At 49.5% G+C, this 16,782-nt stretch carries 14 protein-coding genes and 1 tRNA gene; 8 read left to right on the top strand and 7 right to left on the bottom strand.

Annotated features, from left to right (window positions below; genetic code table 11):
* The 5 genes from ABLA33_RS04110 to ABLA33_RS04090 all read right to left on the bottom strand — a co-directional run bounded on the left by ABLA33_RS04110 (position 1) and on the right by ABLA33_RS04090 (position 2,285).
* A complete protein-coding gene (locus ABLA33_RS04110) occupies positions 1 to 1,089 on the bottom strand; it encodes a DNA cytosine methyltransferase (RefSeq protein ID WP_287393822.1) in 1,089 nt (362 codons plus the stop codon).
* A gap of 4 nt (positions 1,090 to 1,093) precedes the next feature.
* Entirely contained in the window at positions 1,094 to 1,252 is a 159-nt protein-coding gene (locus tag ABLA33_RS04105) for a hypothetical protein (protein WP_211820123.1), read from the bottom strand.
* 1 nt (position 1,253) lies between these two features.
* Positions 1,254 to 1,460, bottom strand: coding sequence for a helix-turn-helix transcriptional regulator (locus ABLA33_RS04100; RefSeq protein ID WP_099836927.1), 207 nt, complete (start codon positions 1,458 to 1,460; stop codon positions 1,254 to 1,256).
* Positions 1,461 to 1,625: 165 nt separating this feature from the next.
* Positions 1,626 to 1,805, bottom strand: coding sequence for a hypothetical protein (locus ABLA33_RS04095; protein WP_347719345.1), 180 nt, complete (start codon positions 1,803 to 1,805; stop codon positions 1,626 to 1,628).
* A 395-nt stretch (positions 1,806 to 2,200) separates the two neighbouring features.
* Positions 2,201 to 2,285, bottom strand: a tRNA-Ser gene (locus tag ABLA33_RS04090).
* Positions 2,286 to 2,621: 336 nt separating this feature from the next.
* Here ABLA33_RS04090 and fldA point away from each other — a divergent pair.
* The 6 genes from fldA to ABLA33_RS04060 all read left to right on the top strand — a co-directional run bounded on the left by fldA (position 2,622) and on the right by ABLA33_RS04060 (position 7,816).
* On the top strand, positions 2,622 to 3,110 hold the full coding sequence (gene fldA, locus ABLA33_RS04085) for a flavodoxin FldA (protein ID WP_347719344.1): 489 nt from the start codon (positions 2,622 to 2,624) through the stop codon (positions 3,108 to 3,110).
* A 154-nt stretch (positions 3,111 to 3,264) separates the two neighbouring features.
* Positions 3,265 to 3,588 (top strand): cupin domain-containing protein, encoded by a 324-nt coding sequence (locus tag ABLA33_RS04080; protein ID WP_311490593.1) that lies wholly within the window; start codon positions 3,265 to 3,267, stop codon positions 3,586 to 3,588.
* Positions 3,589 to 3,716: 128 nt separating this feature from the next.
* Complete coding sequence (eno, locus tag ABLA33_RS04075; RefSeq protein WP_311490594.1) at positions 3,717 to 5,018, top strand: phosphopyruvate hydratase; 1,302 nt, start codon at positions 3,717 to 3,719, stop codon at positions 5,016 to 5,018.
* A gap of 372 nt (positions 5,019 to 5,390) precedes the next feature.
* Positions 5,391 to 6,173: a ZIP family metal transporter gene (locus tag ABLA33_RS04070; RefSeq protein ID WP_311490595.1), complete on the top strand. Its 783-nt coding sequence runs from the start codon at positions 5,391 to 5,393 to the stop codon at positions 6,171 to 6,173.
* Between the two features lie 22 nt (positions 6,174 to 6,195).
* Positions 6,196 to 7,005 carry a LytTR family transcriptional regulator DNA-binding domain-containing protein gene (locus tag ABLA33_RS04065; RefSeq protein WP_347719343.1) on the top strand — a complete coding sequence of 270 codons (810 nt, stop codon included), beginning with the start codon at positions 6,196 to 6,198 and terminating at the stop codon, positions 7,003 to 7,005.
* A 265-nt stretch (positions 7,006 to 7,270) separates the two neighbouring features.
* On the top strand, positions 7,271 to 7,816 hold the full coding sequence (locus ABLA33_RS04060) for a tetratricopeptide repeat protein (RefSeq protein ID WP_347719342.1): 546 nt from the start codon (positions 7,271 to 7,273) through the stop codon (positions 7,814 to 7,816).
* Between the two features lie 144 nt (positions 7,817 to 7,960).
* On the opposite strand, the gene ABLA33_RS04055 is transcribed toward ABLA33_RS04060, so the two are convergent.
* A complete protein-coding gene (locus ABLA33_RS04055) occupies positions 7,961 to 10,381 on the bottom strand; it encodes a TonB-dependent receptor (protein ID WP_347719341.1) in 2,421 nt (806 codons plus the stop codon).
* A 203-nt stretch (positions 10,382 to 10,584) separates the two neighbouring features.
* On the opposite strand from ABLA33_RS04055, the gene ABLA33_RS04050 reads away from it, so the two are divergent.
* Entirely contained in the window at positions 10,585 to 11,520 is a 936-nt protein-coding gene (locus ABLA33_RS04050) for a helix-turn-helix transcriptional regulator (RefSeq protein ID WP_347719340.1), read from the top strand.
* A 600-nt stretch (positions 11,521 to 12,120) separates the two neighbouring features.
* On the opposite strand, the gene ABLA33_RS04045 is transcribed toward ABLA33_RS04050, so the two are convergent.
* Positions 12,121 to 12,702 carry a UpxY family transcription antiterminator gene (locus ABLA33_RS04045; RefSeq protein WP_347719339.1) on the bottom strand — a complete coding sequence of 194 codons (582 nt, stop codon included), beginning with the start codon at positions 12,700 to 12,702 and terminating at the stop codon, positions 12,121 to 12,123.
* Between the two features lie 266 nt (positions 12,703 to 12,968).
* On the opposite strand from ABLA33_RS04045, the gene purL reads away from it, so the two are divergent.
* Positions 12,969 to 16,670 (top strand): phosphoribosylformylglycinamidine synthase, encoded by a 3,702-nt coding sequence (gene purL / locus ABLA33_RS04040; protein WP_347719338.1) that lies wholly within the window; start codon positions 12,969 to 12,971, stop codon positions 16,668 to 16,670.
* The last annotated feature ends 112 nt before the right edge of the window (positions 16,671 to 16,782 follow it).

The following is a 16,782-nucleotide window of genomic DNA, read 5'->3' as shown; positions in this document are numbered from 1 at the left end:
TTAATCTTGATAAGAAAGGATTTTTTTCACGACAGCTTTTGCAAGCAGTGGAGGAACTGCATTTCCAATCTGTTGTTGAATATGAGAAATAGGACCTTCAAATATAAAATCATCAGGAAAACTCTGAATGCGAGCTGCTTCTCGAACAGACAAACCTCTATCTTGGAATGGATGAATAAGCATACTCTTACGGTAATTTGATATTACGACAGAAGGCTTGTCTGCCAACAAACGCTTATAGATACCGCTGTGTGTACGTTTTTTGTCTGCATAGTTTTCCATAAGGCTATCGGGAATTGTACGCCAATTTTGTCCCTGTTTGATATGCTTGTATCTTTCAATCACAAGGTCGTTATTCTTGGAAACAAAATTTTGGGTTGCATTTGCTGAGCGTTTACGCATTTGTTGAGCATAGCCGCTTGCCTCTTCAAATGAAATTCTATATGGCAGACTATCAAAGCTATCACCGTTACCGAGTATTGGCAAATCACCGATGGCTTCTTCTACACTGATTTGTTTCTCGTGTTTTTGGGGAAACTCAAATTTGATGCCATTAGCATTACCAATTAAGAAGAAGCGGTTACGATGTTGTGGAACGCCATAATCGGATGCCCACAGTACCGATGGAGAGACAGTATATCCAAGGCTTTCAAAACATTGTTCAATCATCTTTTGGGTTTCCCCATGATTCATGCTTGTAAGTCCAGATACGTTCTCAAAAACAAACCAAGTGGGATGCAATTCATCTACGAAACGAACAAACTCCCTAAATAATAAATTCTTAGGATTGTCCATGTTTCTGTTCATGGTATTTGACAAGGAAAAGCCTTGGCACGGGGGACCGCCCATAATAATAAAAACCTTATTATCGCCAACAATCTCTTTTGGCGATAATTTGGTAATATCATTACAGATAACCTCTGCTCCTTTATGATTTTTTCGGAAGGTTTGAGCTGCACTTTTGTTAATTTCAATAGCGTATTTAACATCAATCCCAGCCATTTCTGCACCGAGACTCAAACCACCAGCACCTGAAAATATATCTAATCCTATTTTAGGTTGCGTTGCATTTTCCTTTCCCTTGCCCATAGTATCAATCTAATGCTTTTTTAGATAGATTTTCCTTTACTATGGCAAGGAAATTTCTTTCATCATCAATATCAAGGGCTGAAAATTCTTTGTTCAGAACCTCCAACACCTCACTTAATTTATTTGCTTGCTCAATGAGCAACGTTTTTTCTTCCTGTGTCATGTTAAATTATATCTCTTCTTGCCAGATCGTCAAGCGTGACATCAAGAGCATTGGCGATTTTTATCATTGTCTTAAAACTTGGTTGGCAGGTGTTTGTTACCCATCTGGAAACAGTTGTTTGGTCTCGATGTAATTCATCTGCCAACCACTTGTTAGTGAGCTGCTTCTCTGCGAGTATAACCTTTATCCTATTTAGTTGTTTGCTCATAAATCGGCACTTGTTTAATTTTCGAGTTCAAAGTTACAATATTATATCAAAGAAGCAGCACAAACAGTCCTTAAACTTAGGCAAATATAGCAATTTTATAGCAAATAACACAATTTTAGGTGCATAATTGAACATAAGGGAGCGATATAACTGCACAATAGGCTATTACATCACGCTACTTACAGGTACACTCACTATATCATGTACTGGGAATTTCTTGCAACCGATATAGAGGGTGTCGAAAGCGTCGGAGCCGGCGGTGCGGTGTTCGAGGAGGTCTTCTTCCGATTCGGCGAGTTTCTCGCCCGACTTGTCCTTGCGGAAGCTGTTGCGCCCTCGGCTCACTCCTGCCGACTGGATGCAAGAATAAGGCCGGGATTGTTGCTACGGCTGAAAAAGGGACATAAGGCGTTGCTTACCAGCGAAGCCCTTGACTGATGAACTGGTGCTGCTCGTTAAGACGCATTGGGTTGCCTAGATGACCCACTTCTACTTGCTAACCGTGGCATTCAAACTCGTGGATGACCACGAAAATCCTACTCGTTGGTGGGAGATTTTGTTACGACAAAGGGCAATAGTGTAGTAGTTGATGACAGTCTTATTCTAGTAACTCTGAATGATACGTAAAAATAGAATCTTTGACATCGTGCCGCAATAAACCATACAAGAAATACCGAGAAACTTTTTGGGTGTAATAAAGGGTGTAAATCACGTAACTCGTTGATTTACACCCTTGTTTGCGGAGAGAGAGGGATTCGAACCCCCGGTGCCTCTCAGCACGGCGGTTTTCAAGACCGCTGTAATCGACCACTCTACCATCTCTCCTTTCAGTCGCTTGACGCGATGGCTTTTAGTCGAAAAGCGGTGCAAAGATAAAGGTATTTTTGGATACAACAAAGGGAAAAGGCATTTATTTTATATTTTTTTGAAATTTAGTTGATTTGGCCCAAAATGGAACAGGGGACACTGATTCGCGCGCCAAAGCATGGGGATTTCCTTTTCAAAGATGTTGGGAGGTTTAAGGTGGAGGAAACAAGATGGGAGGAGTATTATACCGCGAAAGGGGTAGTTGAGACAGGATAGGCTTTGCGTAATTTTGCAACCACCAAAAGAAATGAAAGTTTAGAAATATATTCATTAAAGAAAATAACAAAGAAAATTATGAAGAAGACATTAGTGGTGTTTGGTTCCAGCACCGGAACTCTCGAGGGCATTGCAGAAGACATTGCCAGCAAGTTAGGAGCCGATGTTAAGAATGTATCAGAAATTGATGTAGCTTTACTCGAAGAATATGACAACCTGCTGTTGGGCTCTTCCACTTGGGGCGCTGGCGAAGTTCAGGACGACTGGTACGATGGCCTCGAAGTGCTGAAACAAGCTAATTTGGCAGGCAAGACAATTGCGCTATACGGTTGTGGCGACGCTGAAAGCTACGGCGACACGTTCTGTGGTGCGCTGATCGAGCTCTACAACGCAGTGGTTAACAGTGGTGCTAAACTGGTGGGTGCTGTTGATGCATCAACTTATAACTATGTAGAGTCTGAAGCCGTTATTGATGGTAAGTTCGTCGGCTTGGCTCTCGACATCAACGAGGACAACAGTGAGCGCATTGCCAATTGGTTGGAAGAAATCAAAGGCGAGTTGGCTTAATCTCTTTCCGAAGCTTAGCCGGGCACATTTGTTACCCGACCTGACAGTCCCCTATTCGCGGCATTCCTTTTGTTTAAGGAGTTTGTCAGAAAACAGATTCCGCTTGCGGAACGAATAAAGGGCTGGTCCCGTAACTCACAAACACATTTTTATTATGGCAAAGTTTGAAAAAGGTAAGATTTTCGTAGCAAACGATTTGGTAGACTATGCAGAAGGTGGCGTAGTAAGTAAGGAATTGGTACACAACAATGCTGGTAGCGTAACGCTGTTTAGCTTTGACGAAGGCCAAGGCCTCTCCGAACACCTCGCACCTTTCGACGCCTTCATCCAAGTGACTGATGGCGAGATGCTACTCAATGTTGAAGGCACGGACAATCGCATCAAAGCCGGCGAGAGCTTCATCATTCCCAGTGGGGCACGTCACAGCGTAAAAGCAGAACGCCCCTTCAAAATGATTATTACAATGATACGAGGGTAGACACGAGGGGGACGACAACAAGATACAAGGGACGAGCATTAGAGCGGAGATGTTTTCTTCAACCAATATCTCGTACGAGGTGACTTGCAAAATCGTCCCCCGCCCTTTGTTATAAAACAAAAGAAACAATGAAAATCGAAAAAATCCACGCAAGAGAAATCCTCGACTCAAGAGGTAATCCCACGATAGAGGTAGAAGTGACACTCGAAAACGGTGTAATGGGTCGCGCCAGCGTTCCCTCTGGTGCTTCTACAGGTGAAAACGAAGCTCTCGAACTTCGCGATGGCGACAAGGCTCGTTATGGTGGTAAGGGCGTTTTGAAAGCTGTTGAGAATGTCAATAACATTATTGCTCCCGCGCTTCGTGGCGACAATGTGCTCAATCAGCGCGCCATCGACTATAAGATGCTCGACCTCGACGGTACGCCGACGAAGAGCAACTTGGGTGCTAACGCCATTTTGGGCGTGAGCTTGGCTGTAGCTCAAACGGCTGCCAAAGCTCTGAATATGCCGCTCTATCGCTACATTGGTGGCACTAACACCTACGTACTTCCTGTTCCGATGATGAACATTATCAATGGTGGTGCTCATAGTGATGCCCCCATCGCCTTCCAAGAATTCATGATTCGTCCGGTAGGTGCAAGTTCTGAGAAGGAAGCTATCCGCATGGGTGCAGAAGTGTTCCACGCATTGCAGAAGGATCTCAAGAAGCGCGGTCTCTCCACTGCTGTGGGCGACGAAGGTGGTTTCGCACCAGCTCTCGACGGCATTGAAGACGCCCTGCAGAGCATTGTCGACGCCATTCGCAACGCCGGCTACGAACCAGGCAAGGACATTCGCATTGCTATGGACTGCGCAGCGAGCGAGTTTGCTTCTGTTCGCGATGGTAAGTACTATTACAACTACAAGCAACTTTCTAACGGTATGCCTAAAGATCCGAACGGCAAAGAACTTTCCGATGACGAGCAGATTGCTTACCTCGAAGAACTCATCACCAAGTATCCTATCGACTCTATTGAGGATGGTCTCGACCAGAACGACTGGGAAGGTTGGAAGAAACTCACCGCTGCCATTGGCAACCGCTGCCAGCTTGTGGGCGATGACCTCTTTGTCACCAACACGCGTTTCCTGAAGAAGGGTATCGAACTGGGTGCAGCCAACTCTATTCTGATCAAGGTTAATCAGATTGGTTCACTCACCGAAACCCTTGAAGCCATCGAAATGGCTCACCGTCACGGCTACACCTCCGTAACTTCTCACCGCTCGGGCGAGACGGAGGATACTACGATTGCTGACATCGCTGTGGCTACCAACTCTGGACAGATCAAGACAGGTAGTATGAGCCGCACCGACCGTATGGCTAAGTACAACCAGCTCATTCGTATCGAAGAGGAACTGGGAGCCTGCGCAAGATATGGCTATGAGGCTTAAAAATCGAACTTTTTAGGCGGACACTACTATCCGTCCTAAAAAATACTCAAAACGAGGTACAAGAACAGAGAGGTTTTCCCTCCACTTGTGCCTCGTTTTTCTTGTGTGCTAAAAGCCATCTTGAAAAATGGCAGAATTGAGAAACACACTCACCGTAAACCACTGACAAACAAGCGCATAAAGAAGGGTAAAAATATCCTTATTGTGTCAGCTGACAGAATAAGGCTGTCAGTTCACGCAATAAGGCTGTCAGCTGACAGTCTTATTGTATTTTTGTCCCCTCATATACTTGTTCTTTCCTACCTCAACTCTTGTATTTCGCAGCTCACAACTTCTCCTTATCTTTGCATAAGAAAATCAAAAAGAAGAAATATGACATCTGATATTATCTGGGGAATACTCATCCCCCTCATAGGCACAACGCTGGGTGCCACTTTTGTGTTTTTACTCCGAAAAGAGTTGAGCCTCTCCGTCAACCGAATGCTCACAGGTTTTGCTGCTGGAGTGATGGTGGCAGCCTCTGTGTGGAGCCTGCTCATCCCTGCCATCGAGCAAAGTAGCCAGATGGGGCGGTGGTCCTTTGTTCCAGCCGTCATCGGCTTTTGGGTAGGTATCCTTTTCTTGTTGCTGCTCGACAAAATCATCCCCCACCTCCACGCAGGAGCCGTTGCACCAGAAGGTCCGAAGAGCCATTTGCAGCGTACCACGATGATGGTACTCGCCGTCGTACTCCACAACATCCCCGAGGGTATGGCCGTCGGAGCTATCTACTCCGGACTCTTGGGCGGCTCAAGCAGCGTGACGGCGGCGGGAGCTCTAACGCTCTCCATCGGTATTGCCATCCAGAACGTGCCCGAGGGAGCTATCATCTCGATGCCACTGAAGAGTGCGGGAATGGGCAAGCCGAAAGCCTTCCTTATGGGCTTCCTCTCGGGCGTAGTAGAACCCATTGCGGCCGTCCTTGTGCTCGTGGCTACAAGTGTTTTGCTCCCTGTTCTCCCCTACACGCTTGCCTTTGCAGCGGGTGCAATGATCTATGTCGTAGTGGAAGAGCTGATTCCAGAGATGTCGGAAGGACCTCACTCCAACATCGGCACCATCTTCTTTGCCGTGGGCTTCAGCGTGATGATGATGCTCGATGTGGCATTGGGATAAACCTCCGACAAACAGCAGAAAAATGATACTACTTCGAAAATACCCCTTCAAGGAAAGCACATGGGGAGAACAGTTGCTCTATGCCGCCATCGTTTTCCTTATTCTCTATTTGCTGCGCCCCTTTGGGCTGGCAGCTGCCAAGAGCAATATCTTGCTGCCGTGCCTCGCGTCGGGCCTCATCACCTTTCTCCTCGAGATGGTGCATACACTCGTTGCACGGCAGGTGATGAAGCGCAAAGCGAAATGGACAATCCTCGATGCCAGTATCGCCACGATTCTGCTCGTCGTCTTTATCGGCGTGGGGAATTTCGCCTTTTGGGGTTTGTATTTCGGGGTGAGTCTGTTCAATCTCTCCTTGCTTCTTACTTTCCTCTATTGGACCTCCATCGTTGGCCTTTTCATCACGTTTATCTCCATAGGCATTAGCTACAACCGCATGCTGCGAACAGAACTCGCCTCTATGCTCAACAAAACGGCGGAGCAGCAAACCGACATCCGCGTGAGCATCCGCGATGCAGCTGTGAGGGGACAAGCTCTGGAGTTGCCCATCAACGATTTCCTCTTTGCCGAGTCGGTGAGAAACGACATTATTGTCCACTACAAGCAGCAGGACACCGTTGCCAGTCAAACGTTCCGCCTGACCATTGCCGAGCTCATGCAGCAACTCCCCTACGACAATGTCTTTCAGTGTCACCGCTCTTTTGTTGTCAATCTCAACAATATCACGAAAGCCAAAGGTAATTCCAACGGCTATGTCCTCACGCTTGCCCCATCAGAAGCAACTGTACCCGTGTCGCGCTCCTATGTGGCAAAGCTCAAAACGTTCTTATAAAAACAGAGAAAGAAAATCGGCCTTATCAGCTCAAAGATAGGTCCGATTTTTTGATACTTATCCGCAGAAACCACTTAGTTGTTCGTCCCAAAAAATCGCTGCTCGTCCCACGCAGTAGTTATTTCTCCCAGAAAGTGGTTGTGCGTCACAACTATTTGCACGGTATTTTTCCCTTACATAATTTTGTTGCAGGAAATCGAACTGATACGGCCGTTTCTCCTTCGATCCAGATTCATTAAAGTTCCACTAAAAAACAACAAACATTATGAAAACTATCATTTCCAACCTCGCCATCGCCTTCTTCTTTATTGCAAGTATGAGTTTCTCCGCTTCGGCTCAAACCACCAAGGAAAAACCGCTCGACATGAAGCAGCAAATCAGCGCTTGCCTTAGTCAGATGCAAGCTCCCACGCCCGAAAACCTCCTCAACTGCATTGCACAGATGGAGCAAATAGAGGCACAGTTCCCCGACAGTGTACAGCCAAAGTACCAAGCGGCTCGCCTCTGCCTCATCTTTGCTGTGATGAATCCCCAAAACGACCAGGCCGACGGCCTTGCCAAAGCGGCAGACCGACGCATCAGCCAACTCCGAAAGATGAAAATGGCTTCGCCCTCCGATATCTATACCCTGCAAGGTTTCTACCTCACTGCGCTCATCGTGAAAAACCCGATGAAAGAAGGCCCTGTATATTATCGCGACGCGCTCGACTGCTTCGACAAGGCGCTACAGCTCGACCCTAACAACGCGTTTGCCCGACAACTCAAAGCGCGCTTTGTGGAAGAAGCAAATCGGATTATGGGAACGAAATAAAAACACATCGGACTGGTTGGCGTCCTCAGCGCGTTGCTAAATGGTTCAACCAGTCCGACTTTTTTTCTTTGAACTTTTCCGCTTTTCTTTCTCGCGCGGAAAAGTTTGCTTAGTCGCAGCTAAGACAGAATAAATAGGAGCGTCCTAAAAGTCTATTTTCACATCAATACCTACTTGCAACGGGCGCGTATATTGCGCATAGCGGCGCGACATAGAGATAAAGGACATCTCGCTATAATGGGCTTTCGTCAGATTTCTCGCCCAGAAATCAACACTCACCTTGCCAGCCAGCTCCACTCCCGCGTGGGCATTGAGCACTGCATGGAACGGACTGCTAAATGTATTGGCTTCGTCCCACCAAATACGCCCCGCACCCACCATTTCAGCTCCAACCGTGAAGGCCTCAAAGAAAGCGTTCGATAAAGGTTGGCGGAAGTCGGCCGAAGCCGCAAGCGTGTGTTCGGGAGCATAAGGCACAAAATTTCCTTTATAGTTCGTTGCGTGCGTAGCCCCTTTGGCCTGTCCGAGAAAATACTGTGTGAAAGTGCTATGTGCCCACCCATAGGAGGCTTGCAGGCTCAGGCGGTTATCGAGGAGGGAAGAGCGCACGCTCAGCTCCACTCCGTACGTCCGGCTTCGCCCTGCGTTCACAATCTCGCGCCCCATACCGCTGGGCGAGAAACGCGCCATCTGCAAGTGGTGGGTACTCAGGAGAAAGGCAGCAGCATCCAGTTGCAGCGCGCCTTCGAAGAGCGTGAGATGAGTGCCCAACTCGTGGTTCCAACTGTATTCAGGTTTATAAGACAATGCGGACACACTTACCTCTCTGGGCATATTGGCAGCAATCATACCGCTCATGCCTGCGATGGCCTTTTCTCGGCTCTCCTCCGTCAGGCTCGGCAGCGTTTGCAGCGTAGCGATGCTGTAGTCGCGCACCTGTCCCATGATGTTTCGGCGTAGGAGGTTTTGCGCAAGGTCGCTGTAGTTCTCCAGATTGTAGCCACCACTGCGATACCCCTTGCTCACTGCCCAATAAACATTTCCGATGCCGCTGGGCAAATCATACTGCAATGCCACCTTCGGAATGAGCTGCCAACTGCCATGATGGCTTTTTCCGGCCAGTCCTGCCTCGCTCGTGAAAGACTGATTGATGTCGAGCCCAAACGTAGGCATCTGGAGTTGGAAGAGATAGTTGTAGGGGCGCGCAGGAGAATTGAGCGTCAGCGCATGGCGGTCGTAGTCGAGGCGAAGTCCTGCTGTAAGCGATAGTCCCTCAAGGAGAAAATGGCGGAAAGTGGACTGATGGAACAGAGCCACGTTCATCCCCGGAGTTTTCAAAGAAGCATCGAACGGCAAACGAGAGTCGGTGAACTGCAAAGTAACGAAACTCGGCATCACACTGCGGAACATTGAATTGAGGAAGTCCACTCCGCCCGCATAGAAATTGACGGGGCAAGTGGTGCGCTTATTCTCGTAGAGAAAGAAAGCTCCCGTGGTCCACGCCCAGTGGCGCCCGTTGCTACCTTTGAAGTTCAGCTCTTCGCTCACGCTATTCATCCGCTGCCGCTGCTCAAGAGAAAAGATGTCCGCGCGGATGTAATCTTGGTCCATAAACAGGCGGTCGCGGAGATGGAGGTAGGAAGTAATGGCCGAAAAGGTGAACTTCTTGGCTTTATACTCTACGTTGAGTCCCGTATGGAAGAGTCCGCGGCGATAACTGCTTTGGCGATTTTGGGAAATGAGGTTGAGAAGATAAGGATAAGGCTCAGAAGCGGAGGTTGAACCAAGATAGTAGTAAGGGTTACTATTCTCATCGCTATAAAGATAGGCCGAACTAAAATCGAACCGCAGGCGGTCGTTGGCGCGCCAAACAGCTCGAAAGCGCCCTCCCCCCTCGTTGCTGCCATCGGCCTTGCGCCCTGTTGTCGTATTACGAAAGAAACCAGCACTACCCGCATAGAGTCCGCTCAGCGATATGTCCAGCCCTGGAGCAGGGTGAAGGAATGTGGTGGCACTGATGCGTCGCCCCGTATCTGGCCCAGAAGCACCCAGACGTACGGTCGTGCCGTTGTGTTGCGAGGGATCGGCCGTGAACACACGCATCAAACCGCTCATCGAACCGCGCCCATAGAGCGTTCCTTGCGGTCCGCGCAGGAGGTCGATACGGTCAATGTCGAGAAAAGAAAAGTCGTAGCAAGCTTTATCCGCAAAGGGAATATTGTCAACATAAAGTCCCACGGCCGGCGTATTGATGCGCGACCCCACACCGCGCACATAGATGGCACTCGTGAAGCGCGAACCATAGTTGGGCATATACACATTGGGCGCAAAAGCCGAGAGATTCTTCACGGCCTCAATGTGGTGGAGCGCCATCTCCTTTGTGCCAAACACAGAAGCCGAGACAGGTTGGTGGCGAAAAGCTGTGTGCTCTTTCGGAGAAGCCACAACGACAGCTTCCTCAATATCGTATACCCGCGAAGTATCCACAGGCGTGTCTTCCATAGTGCTCGCACTCACCGTTAGCGGAAAAACCAACGCGCCGAGCAGCAGTTTGTTATGCCTCATCTTAAATTGTTATTTTGTTTCGCTGGCAAAATTACATTTTTACTTGCGCGCCCGAAATCCTTATTTATAGGGACTTAAAACAACTTAATGCTGTCGGAACACATCTTTTTCCATCTTTTTTACACATTAAGGCAATAAAACATAGTGACTACTACGCTATAAATTCCTAACTTTGCCAACATAGCTCTTCAAAAGGAAAAACAATGAAAGATAGTTATAAAGAAGTAGACCGTATGTACGACGTTCTATGCGACGAACACCATCTCTTTCAGATGCTAAGTCGCTTCGGAATACCTCTGGGCTTCGGCGAGAAAAATGTGCGCGAAGTGTGCAAAGAGAGTAATGTCGATGTCACTACGTTCTTGGCCGTGGCCAACTACGTTAAAGTGGGGCCAGAAGTAGCCTCTTATTATGTAGATAAAGTTAGCGCGGCTGCCCTTACGGACTATCTCAAGCGTGCCCACTCTTATTTTCTCGATTTCCAACTCCCGGACATTCGCCGGCGCTTGGTGAGTTCTATCAACTGCTCCGATGCCAACGAAGTGGCATTCCTCATCCTCCAATTCTTCGATGAGTTCATGCGCGATGTTCGCCACCACATGGAAGCAGAGAATAAGAAGATGTTCCGGAGTGTAGACCAGTTGTTGCAGGGCGGCTCTATTCCCGATACACAATTCTTGCAGTTTGCTCACTCCAACGAGAGCTTTAATCACAAACTGCAAGAACTAAAGAACCTCATCATTAAATACTACAAAGGCGACGGGCCTAACGAACTGCTCAACACGGTTCTTTTCGACCTCTTCAACTGTGAGGAGGATCTCCAGCTGCATCGCGGCGTTGAAAACGACCTTTTCCTCCCCGCCGTGGAACTCCTGATGGAACGAACCAAGGGACAGCCGCTCCAGAAGAACGAGAATGACGAATCGCTCTCCGAACGCGAACGCGAAATAGTTATTTGCATTGCGCGCGGCATGAGCAACAAGGATGTGGCAGACAAGCTTTTCATCTCTATCAATACAGTCCTGACCCACCGCAAGAACATATTCCGCAAACTCGACATCCATTCTATCTCCGGCCTTACTATTTACGCCGTGGTGAATGGTCTTATCACGCTCGACGAGATTCGAGATCGGAAATAAAACATTCCTCATCCCCTTCTTTTCGCAAAGGAAAGAAGGGGATTCGTTTATCCTTTCGCCAGAGCCTCCCCACTCACCAGAGAAACACTGAAAGAAAGCCACCAGCACCCTCTTCATTGTCAAACAGATTCTTATTTTACGAAGTCGAGAATCACTTCTTTTGCAATAACAAATAAGAGCGGTTCTCCCCTTCGCCCACCTTGCCGAGAACGCAATAAGGATGTTCGCAGATACAATAAGGCTGTCGGCTGGCTTCCTTATTGTGTCGGCCCACGCCCTTATTCTGTCGGCCGACAGCCTTATTGCATTTTCACGCCACAGAAGGAGGTAGAATGAAACATTTAGGAAAGAAAATGGCTTTTTTATGTTGTAGAGCAGTTTTTCAAAGCTATTTTCCCAGAAAAATATCTGAGGAGAAAATAACTAAACCCCATTCACCAGTAAGAGCCACGATTTCGCGCTCCAGAAGGAGGAAGCAGATTGTCAAACAATTAGGCGGTAAATAAAAAATAGTTCGACGGGGCGAACCCGTTGGACTATTTTGCGAAATAGAATCAATAAAATCAGGGAAAAGCAGCTGCGCGAAGAGATGCGAGCTACTTAGATTTTTTCGAGCAGTTCGGGCGCGAAAGTAAGTGTGGCAACAGAAACGAGCGTGGGGATAGTAACCACCACCATCTTATTGCGCTTGCCTTGCACCTTTACGAAGATGCCCTCCACACCGTCGAAGTCGCCGCCGTGGATACGCACGCGGTCGCCGCGCTCAAAGTCGATTTCCTCCGGACGGAAGTAGAGTATCTCTTCCTCCGCTCCAGCCACTCGCTGAAAGGCGGCCATATCGTCATCGGGTACGATGATGCGGCGATTGCGCCCGTCTTGTCGCATACAAAGATACTGCAAGATGCGAGTGCGCTCCTTCACTTCCTGCATACGCTCCTCCGAGGCACGCACAAAAATGAGGTTGCTGATGGCGGGAATGCGCTGGCGCGTTTTTCGCCCTGCGTAAGTGCGCACCACCGTCTTCATCGGCACAAAGTTCTCAATGCCCCAACCGTCCAGCATTTGCTTGACTTTCATCGAGCGGTTGTAAACGGCCGACATCGCCCACCACCGAAGCTCTTCCTTCGTGGTGGCTGCGGACATCTTCGTTTCTTTGGGAAATTCCTCTTTTTGTTCCATCATGAGTATAGTAGTGACGGCAAAAATACAATTTATATCAGTTTATCACTCCTCTTTGTCTTGCTTTTTTCAGTAAAAAGGCAACAAGTGTATAATTCTGTTCAATAAAGATAAGGCGAAACGTACAAACGCAACAGCTGCGAGGAAGGACAGAAGGGAGATATTTTGCACTCGGTGAGGAGAGAAGCAAAATTTTAATGGAGGAAAGTTTTGAGGTGCGCTAAAGTCGTCGTAACTTCGCTGCTGCAATATCAAAATCATCATCCCCTATGATTCTTTTTTTCAGAACAAAGGAAAAAAGCGTGATTGCCACCGATGTGGATCACAAGCTCACCCCTGACGAAGTGAACGAACTCTGCTGGCTTTATGGCGACGCCGAAGTGCTATCAGGCGAAAACCTGACGGGCCAATATGTTGGGCCGCGCCGCGAAATGGTCACACCGTGGAGTACGAATGCCGTAGAGATTACTCAGAATATGGGTCTCCGCGGCATTTCTCGTATAGAGGAGTATTTCCCCGTGACAGGCAAGGATGCCGACCACGACCCGATGCTTCAGCGCCTCTATGATGGTCTCAACCAAGACATCTTCACCATCCATCACCAACCTGCGCCCATTGAGTATGTAGAAAATCTTGAAGCCTACAATGAGCAGGAAGGTTTGGCACTCAGCCCCGAAGAGATTGGCTACCTCCACCACGTGGAAGAACAATTGGGGCGCAAACTCACCGACTCAGAGGTGTTCGGTTTTGCCCAAATCAACAGCGAGCACTGCCGCCACAAAATCTTTGGCGGTACGTTTATCATCGACGGAAAGGAGCGCGAATCGTCGCTCTTCAATCTCATCAAAAAGACAACAAAGGAAAATCCGCATAAAATTATCTCGGCCTACAAGGACAACGTGGCGTTTGCCCAAGGTCCGGTTGTGGAGCAGTTTGCACCAGCAGACCATTCCACGAGCGATTATTTCATCATTCGCGACATTGAGAGTGTCATCTCTCTCAAGGCCGAAACGCACAACTTCCCCACTACCGTTGAGCCCTTCAATGGTGCTGCCACAGGAACGGGTGGAGAAATCCGCGACCGTATGGGCGGTGGTGTTGGCTCTTGGCCGATAGCTGGTACGGCTGTTTATATGACGGCCTACCCGCGCCTGGATGGCGGTCGCCCCTGGGAGGATGTGCTCCCCGTGCGCCAATGGCTCTATCAGACGCCCGAACAAATTCTCATCAAGGCTTCGAATGGTGCTTCCGACTTCGGAAACAAATTCGGCCAACCGCTGATTGCGGGTTCGGTGCTTACTTTTGAGCATCAGGAAAACAATGAGAAATATGGCTACGACAAAGTGATTATGCTGGCCGGAGGTGTGGGCTACGGCACCAAGCGAGATTGCCTCAAAGGTACGCCGGAGAAAGGCAACAAAGTGGTGGTTGTCGGTGGCGACAATTATCGCATCGGTTTGGGCGGCGGTAGTGTCAGCTCCGTTGATACGGGTCGCTACTCCTCCGGTATAGAACTCAACGCCATTCAGCGAGCTAATCCCGAAATGCAGAAGCGCGCCAACAACCTTGTCCGTGCGCTTTGCGAAGAGGAGGTAAACCCCGTTGTTTCGATCCACGACCACGGCTCGGCAGGTCATGTGAACTGTCTCTCCGAATTGGTGGAAGAATGTGGCGGACAAATCGACATGGCGAAACTCCCCATCGGCGATACGACACTCTCGGCTAAGGAAATCATCGCCAACGAGAGCCAGGAGCGCATGGGCCTCCTCATCGACCAGCAGCACCTCGAACACGTGCGCAAGATTGCGGAACGCGAACGCGCACCAATGTATGTGGTGGGCGAGACTACGGGCGATGCTCATTTCAGTTTTGTGCAAGCTGACGGCGTTCGTCCGTTCGATCTCGATGTGGCACAAATGTTTGGCCATTCACCGAAGACGGTCATGGTGGACGAGACAGTTGTGCGCCACTACGAAGATGCCACCTACGAGGCTCGTCATCTCAACGAATATCTCAACAATGTGCTCCAATTGGAGGCTGTGGCTTGCAAGGACTGGCTCACTAATAAAGTGGACCGTTCGGTAACGGGCAAGATTGCGCGCCAGCAATGTCAGGGCGAACTGCAACTGCCGTTGAGCGACTGCGGCGTGGTGGCTCTCGACTACCGCGGCCGTAAGGGTATCGCTACTGCGCTGGGTCATGCGCCGCAAGCCGGACTGGCCAACCCTGCTGCGGGCAGTGTGCTCTCTGTGGCCGAATCGCTCACCAATATCGTGTGGGCTCCTCTGTCTGAGGGACTCGACAGCGTTTCCCTATCGGCCAACTGGATGTGGCCTTGCCGCTCACAGAAGGGCGAGGATGCTCGTCTCTATGAAGGTGTGCAGGCTCTGTCCGACTTCTGTTGCGCGCTGCAAATCAATGTTCCCACGGGTAAGGACAGTCTTTCGCTCTCACAGCAATACCCCAATGGTGAGAAAATCATTTCTCCGGGTACGGTTATCGTGAGTGCTGGTGGCGAGGTGAGCGATGTTCGCAAAGTGGTTTCCCCCGTTGTTCAGAACAACCCGAAGACTTCGCTCTATCACATTGATTTCAGTTTCGACGACCTGCGCCTCGGTGGTTCGGCTTTTGCCCAAACGCTGAAGAAGGTGGGTAGCGATGTGCCCACGGTGAAGAATCCCGAATACTTCCGCGATGCTTTCAATGCCGTTCAGCAATTGGTGGAGAAAGGCCTCATCTTGGCGGGTCACGACATTAGTGCGGGCGGTCTCATCACCTGCCTGCTCGAGATGTGCTTTGCCAACACGGAGGGCGGACTTGAGATAGACCTTGACAACTTTAAGTGCGACGACCTCATCAAGGTGCTCTTCGCCGAGAACCCGGGTGTGGTGGTGCAGGTGAGCAACGCCAACAAGGCGGCCTTTAAGAAAGTGCTCGACGAAGCTGGCGTGGCATACGTCAAACTGGGACAACCCACCGATGAACGCCACATATTGGCCACTAAGGATGGTGCTACTTATCAGTTTGGTATCGACTACCTCCGCGATGTTTGGTACGAAACGTCCTATCTCCTCGACACAAAACAGAGTTTCAACGGCTGTGCGCGTAAACGTTATGAAAACTACAAGCAACAACCGATTGAGTTTAACATTGTTCAGCCCAACTGGAAGGGCACATTTGAGAGCCTCGGCATCACGCCCGAACGCCGCACGCCTACGGGCATCCGCGCTGCCATCATCCGCGAGAAAGGAACGAACGGTGAGCGCGAAATGGCCTATTCCTTATATCTGGCGGGCTTCGACGTAAAGGACGTGATGATGACCGACCTCATCAGCGGTCGCGAAACCCTCGACGATATCAATATGATTGTGTTCTGCGGTGGTTTCTCCAACTCCGATGTGCTCGGCTCAGCGAAAGGTTGGGCGGGAGCTTTCCTCTACAATCCCAAAGCAAAGGCAGCGCTCGATCGCTTCTATGCCCGCGAAGATACCTTGAGCTTAGGCGTTTGCAACGGTTGCCAATTGATGGTGGAACTCAACCTCATCAACCCCGAACACAAGCACCGCGCCCGTATGCTTCACAACGACAGCCACAAGTTTGAGAGTGCTTTCCTCGGCGTTACTGTCCCGACCAACCGCAGCGTGATGTTCGGCAGCCTCAGCGGCGACCGCCTCGGCATCTGGGTGGCACACGGTGAAGGCAAATTCTCCTTGCCCGAAGCAGAGGACAAGTACAACGTTGTCTTGAAGTACAGCTACGACGAGTACCCCGGCAATCCCAACGGTAGCGATTATAGCGTGGCGGGTATCTGCTCTGCTGATGGTCGCCACCTGGCCATGATGCCACACCTCGAGCGCTCTTGCTTCCCCTGGCAGTGTGGCACTTATCCCGAGCCACGCTGCGCCGACGAGATCACTCCTTGGGTGGAAGCCTTCGTGAATGCGCGCAAATGGATTGAGGAGCGCAAATAAGCCCTCCCCTCCATTTCTCAACACAATAAAAATGCGGAAATCCCTCAAAAAGATTTCCGCATTTTTCTATTCCATAATGGCTTGGCAGAAGAAGAAAAGCGCCTTTTCCTGA

This window comes from uncultured Alloprevotella sp. (assembly GCF_963536905.1).
Lineage (GTDB): Bacteria > Bacteroidota > Bacteroidia > Bacteroidales > Bacteroidaceae > Alloprevotella.
The sequence above is the reverse complement of the archived record's forward strand: the minus strand, read 5'-3'. Positions and strand labels throughout refer to the sequence as shown.

Coding starts and splice junctions, on each gene's coding strand:
- ABLA33_RS04065 (WP_347719343.1), top strand. CDS start 6,196: ATGATACTACTTCGAAAATACCCCTTCAAGGAAAGCACATGGGGAGAA.
- ABLA33_RS04050 (WP_347719340.1), top strand. CDS start 10,585: ATGAAAGATAGTTATAAAGAAGTAGACCGTATGTACGACGTTCTATGC.
- ABLA33_RS04060 (WP_347719342.1), top strand. CDS start 7,271: ATGAAAACTATCATTTCCAACCTCGCCATCGCCTTCTTCTTTATTGCA.
- eno (WP_311490594.1), top strand. CDS start 3,717: ATGAAAATCGAAAAAATCCACGCAAGAGAAATCCTCGACTCAAGAGGT.
- ABLA33_RS04045 (WP_347719339.1), bottom strand. CDS start 12,702: ATGATGGAACAAAAAGAGGAATTTCCCAAAGAAACGAAGATGTCCGCA.
- ABLA33_RS04110 (WP_287393822.1), bottom strand. CDS start 1,089: ATGGGCAAGGGAAAGGAAAATGCAACGCAACCTAAAATAGGATTAGAT.
- ABLA33_RS04070 (WP_311490595.1), top strand. CDS start 5,391: ATGACATCTGATATTATCTGGGGAATACTCATCCCCCTCATAGGCACA.
- ABLA33_RS04080 (WP_311490593.1), top strand. CDS start 3,265: ATGGCAAAGTTTGAAAAAGGTAAGATTTTCGTAGCAAACGATTTGGTA.
- ABLA33_RS04055 (WP_347719341.1), bottom strand. CDS start 10,381: ATGAGGCATAACAAACTGCTGCTCGGCGCGTTGGTTTTTCCGCTAACG.
- ABLA33_RS04100 (WP_099836927.1), bottom strand. CDS start 1,460: ATGAGCAAACAACTAAATAGGATAAAGGTTATACTCGCAGAGAAGCAG.
- fldA (WP_347719344.1), top strand. CDS start 2,622: ATGAAGAAGACATTAGTGGTGTTTGGTTCCAGCACCGGAACTCTCGAG.
- ABLA33_RS04105 (WP_211820123.1), bottom strand. CDS start 1,252: ATGACACAGGAAGAAAAAACGTTGCTCATTGAGCAAGCAAATAAATTA.
- purL (WP_347719338.1), top strand. CDS start 12,969: ATGATTCTTTTTTTCAGAACAAAGGAAAAAAGCGTGATTGCCACCGAT.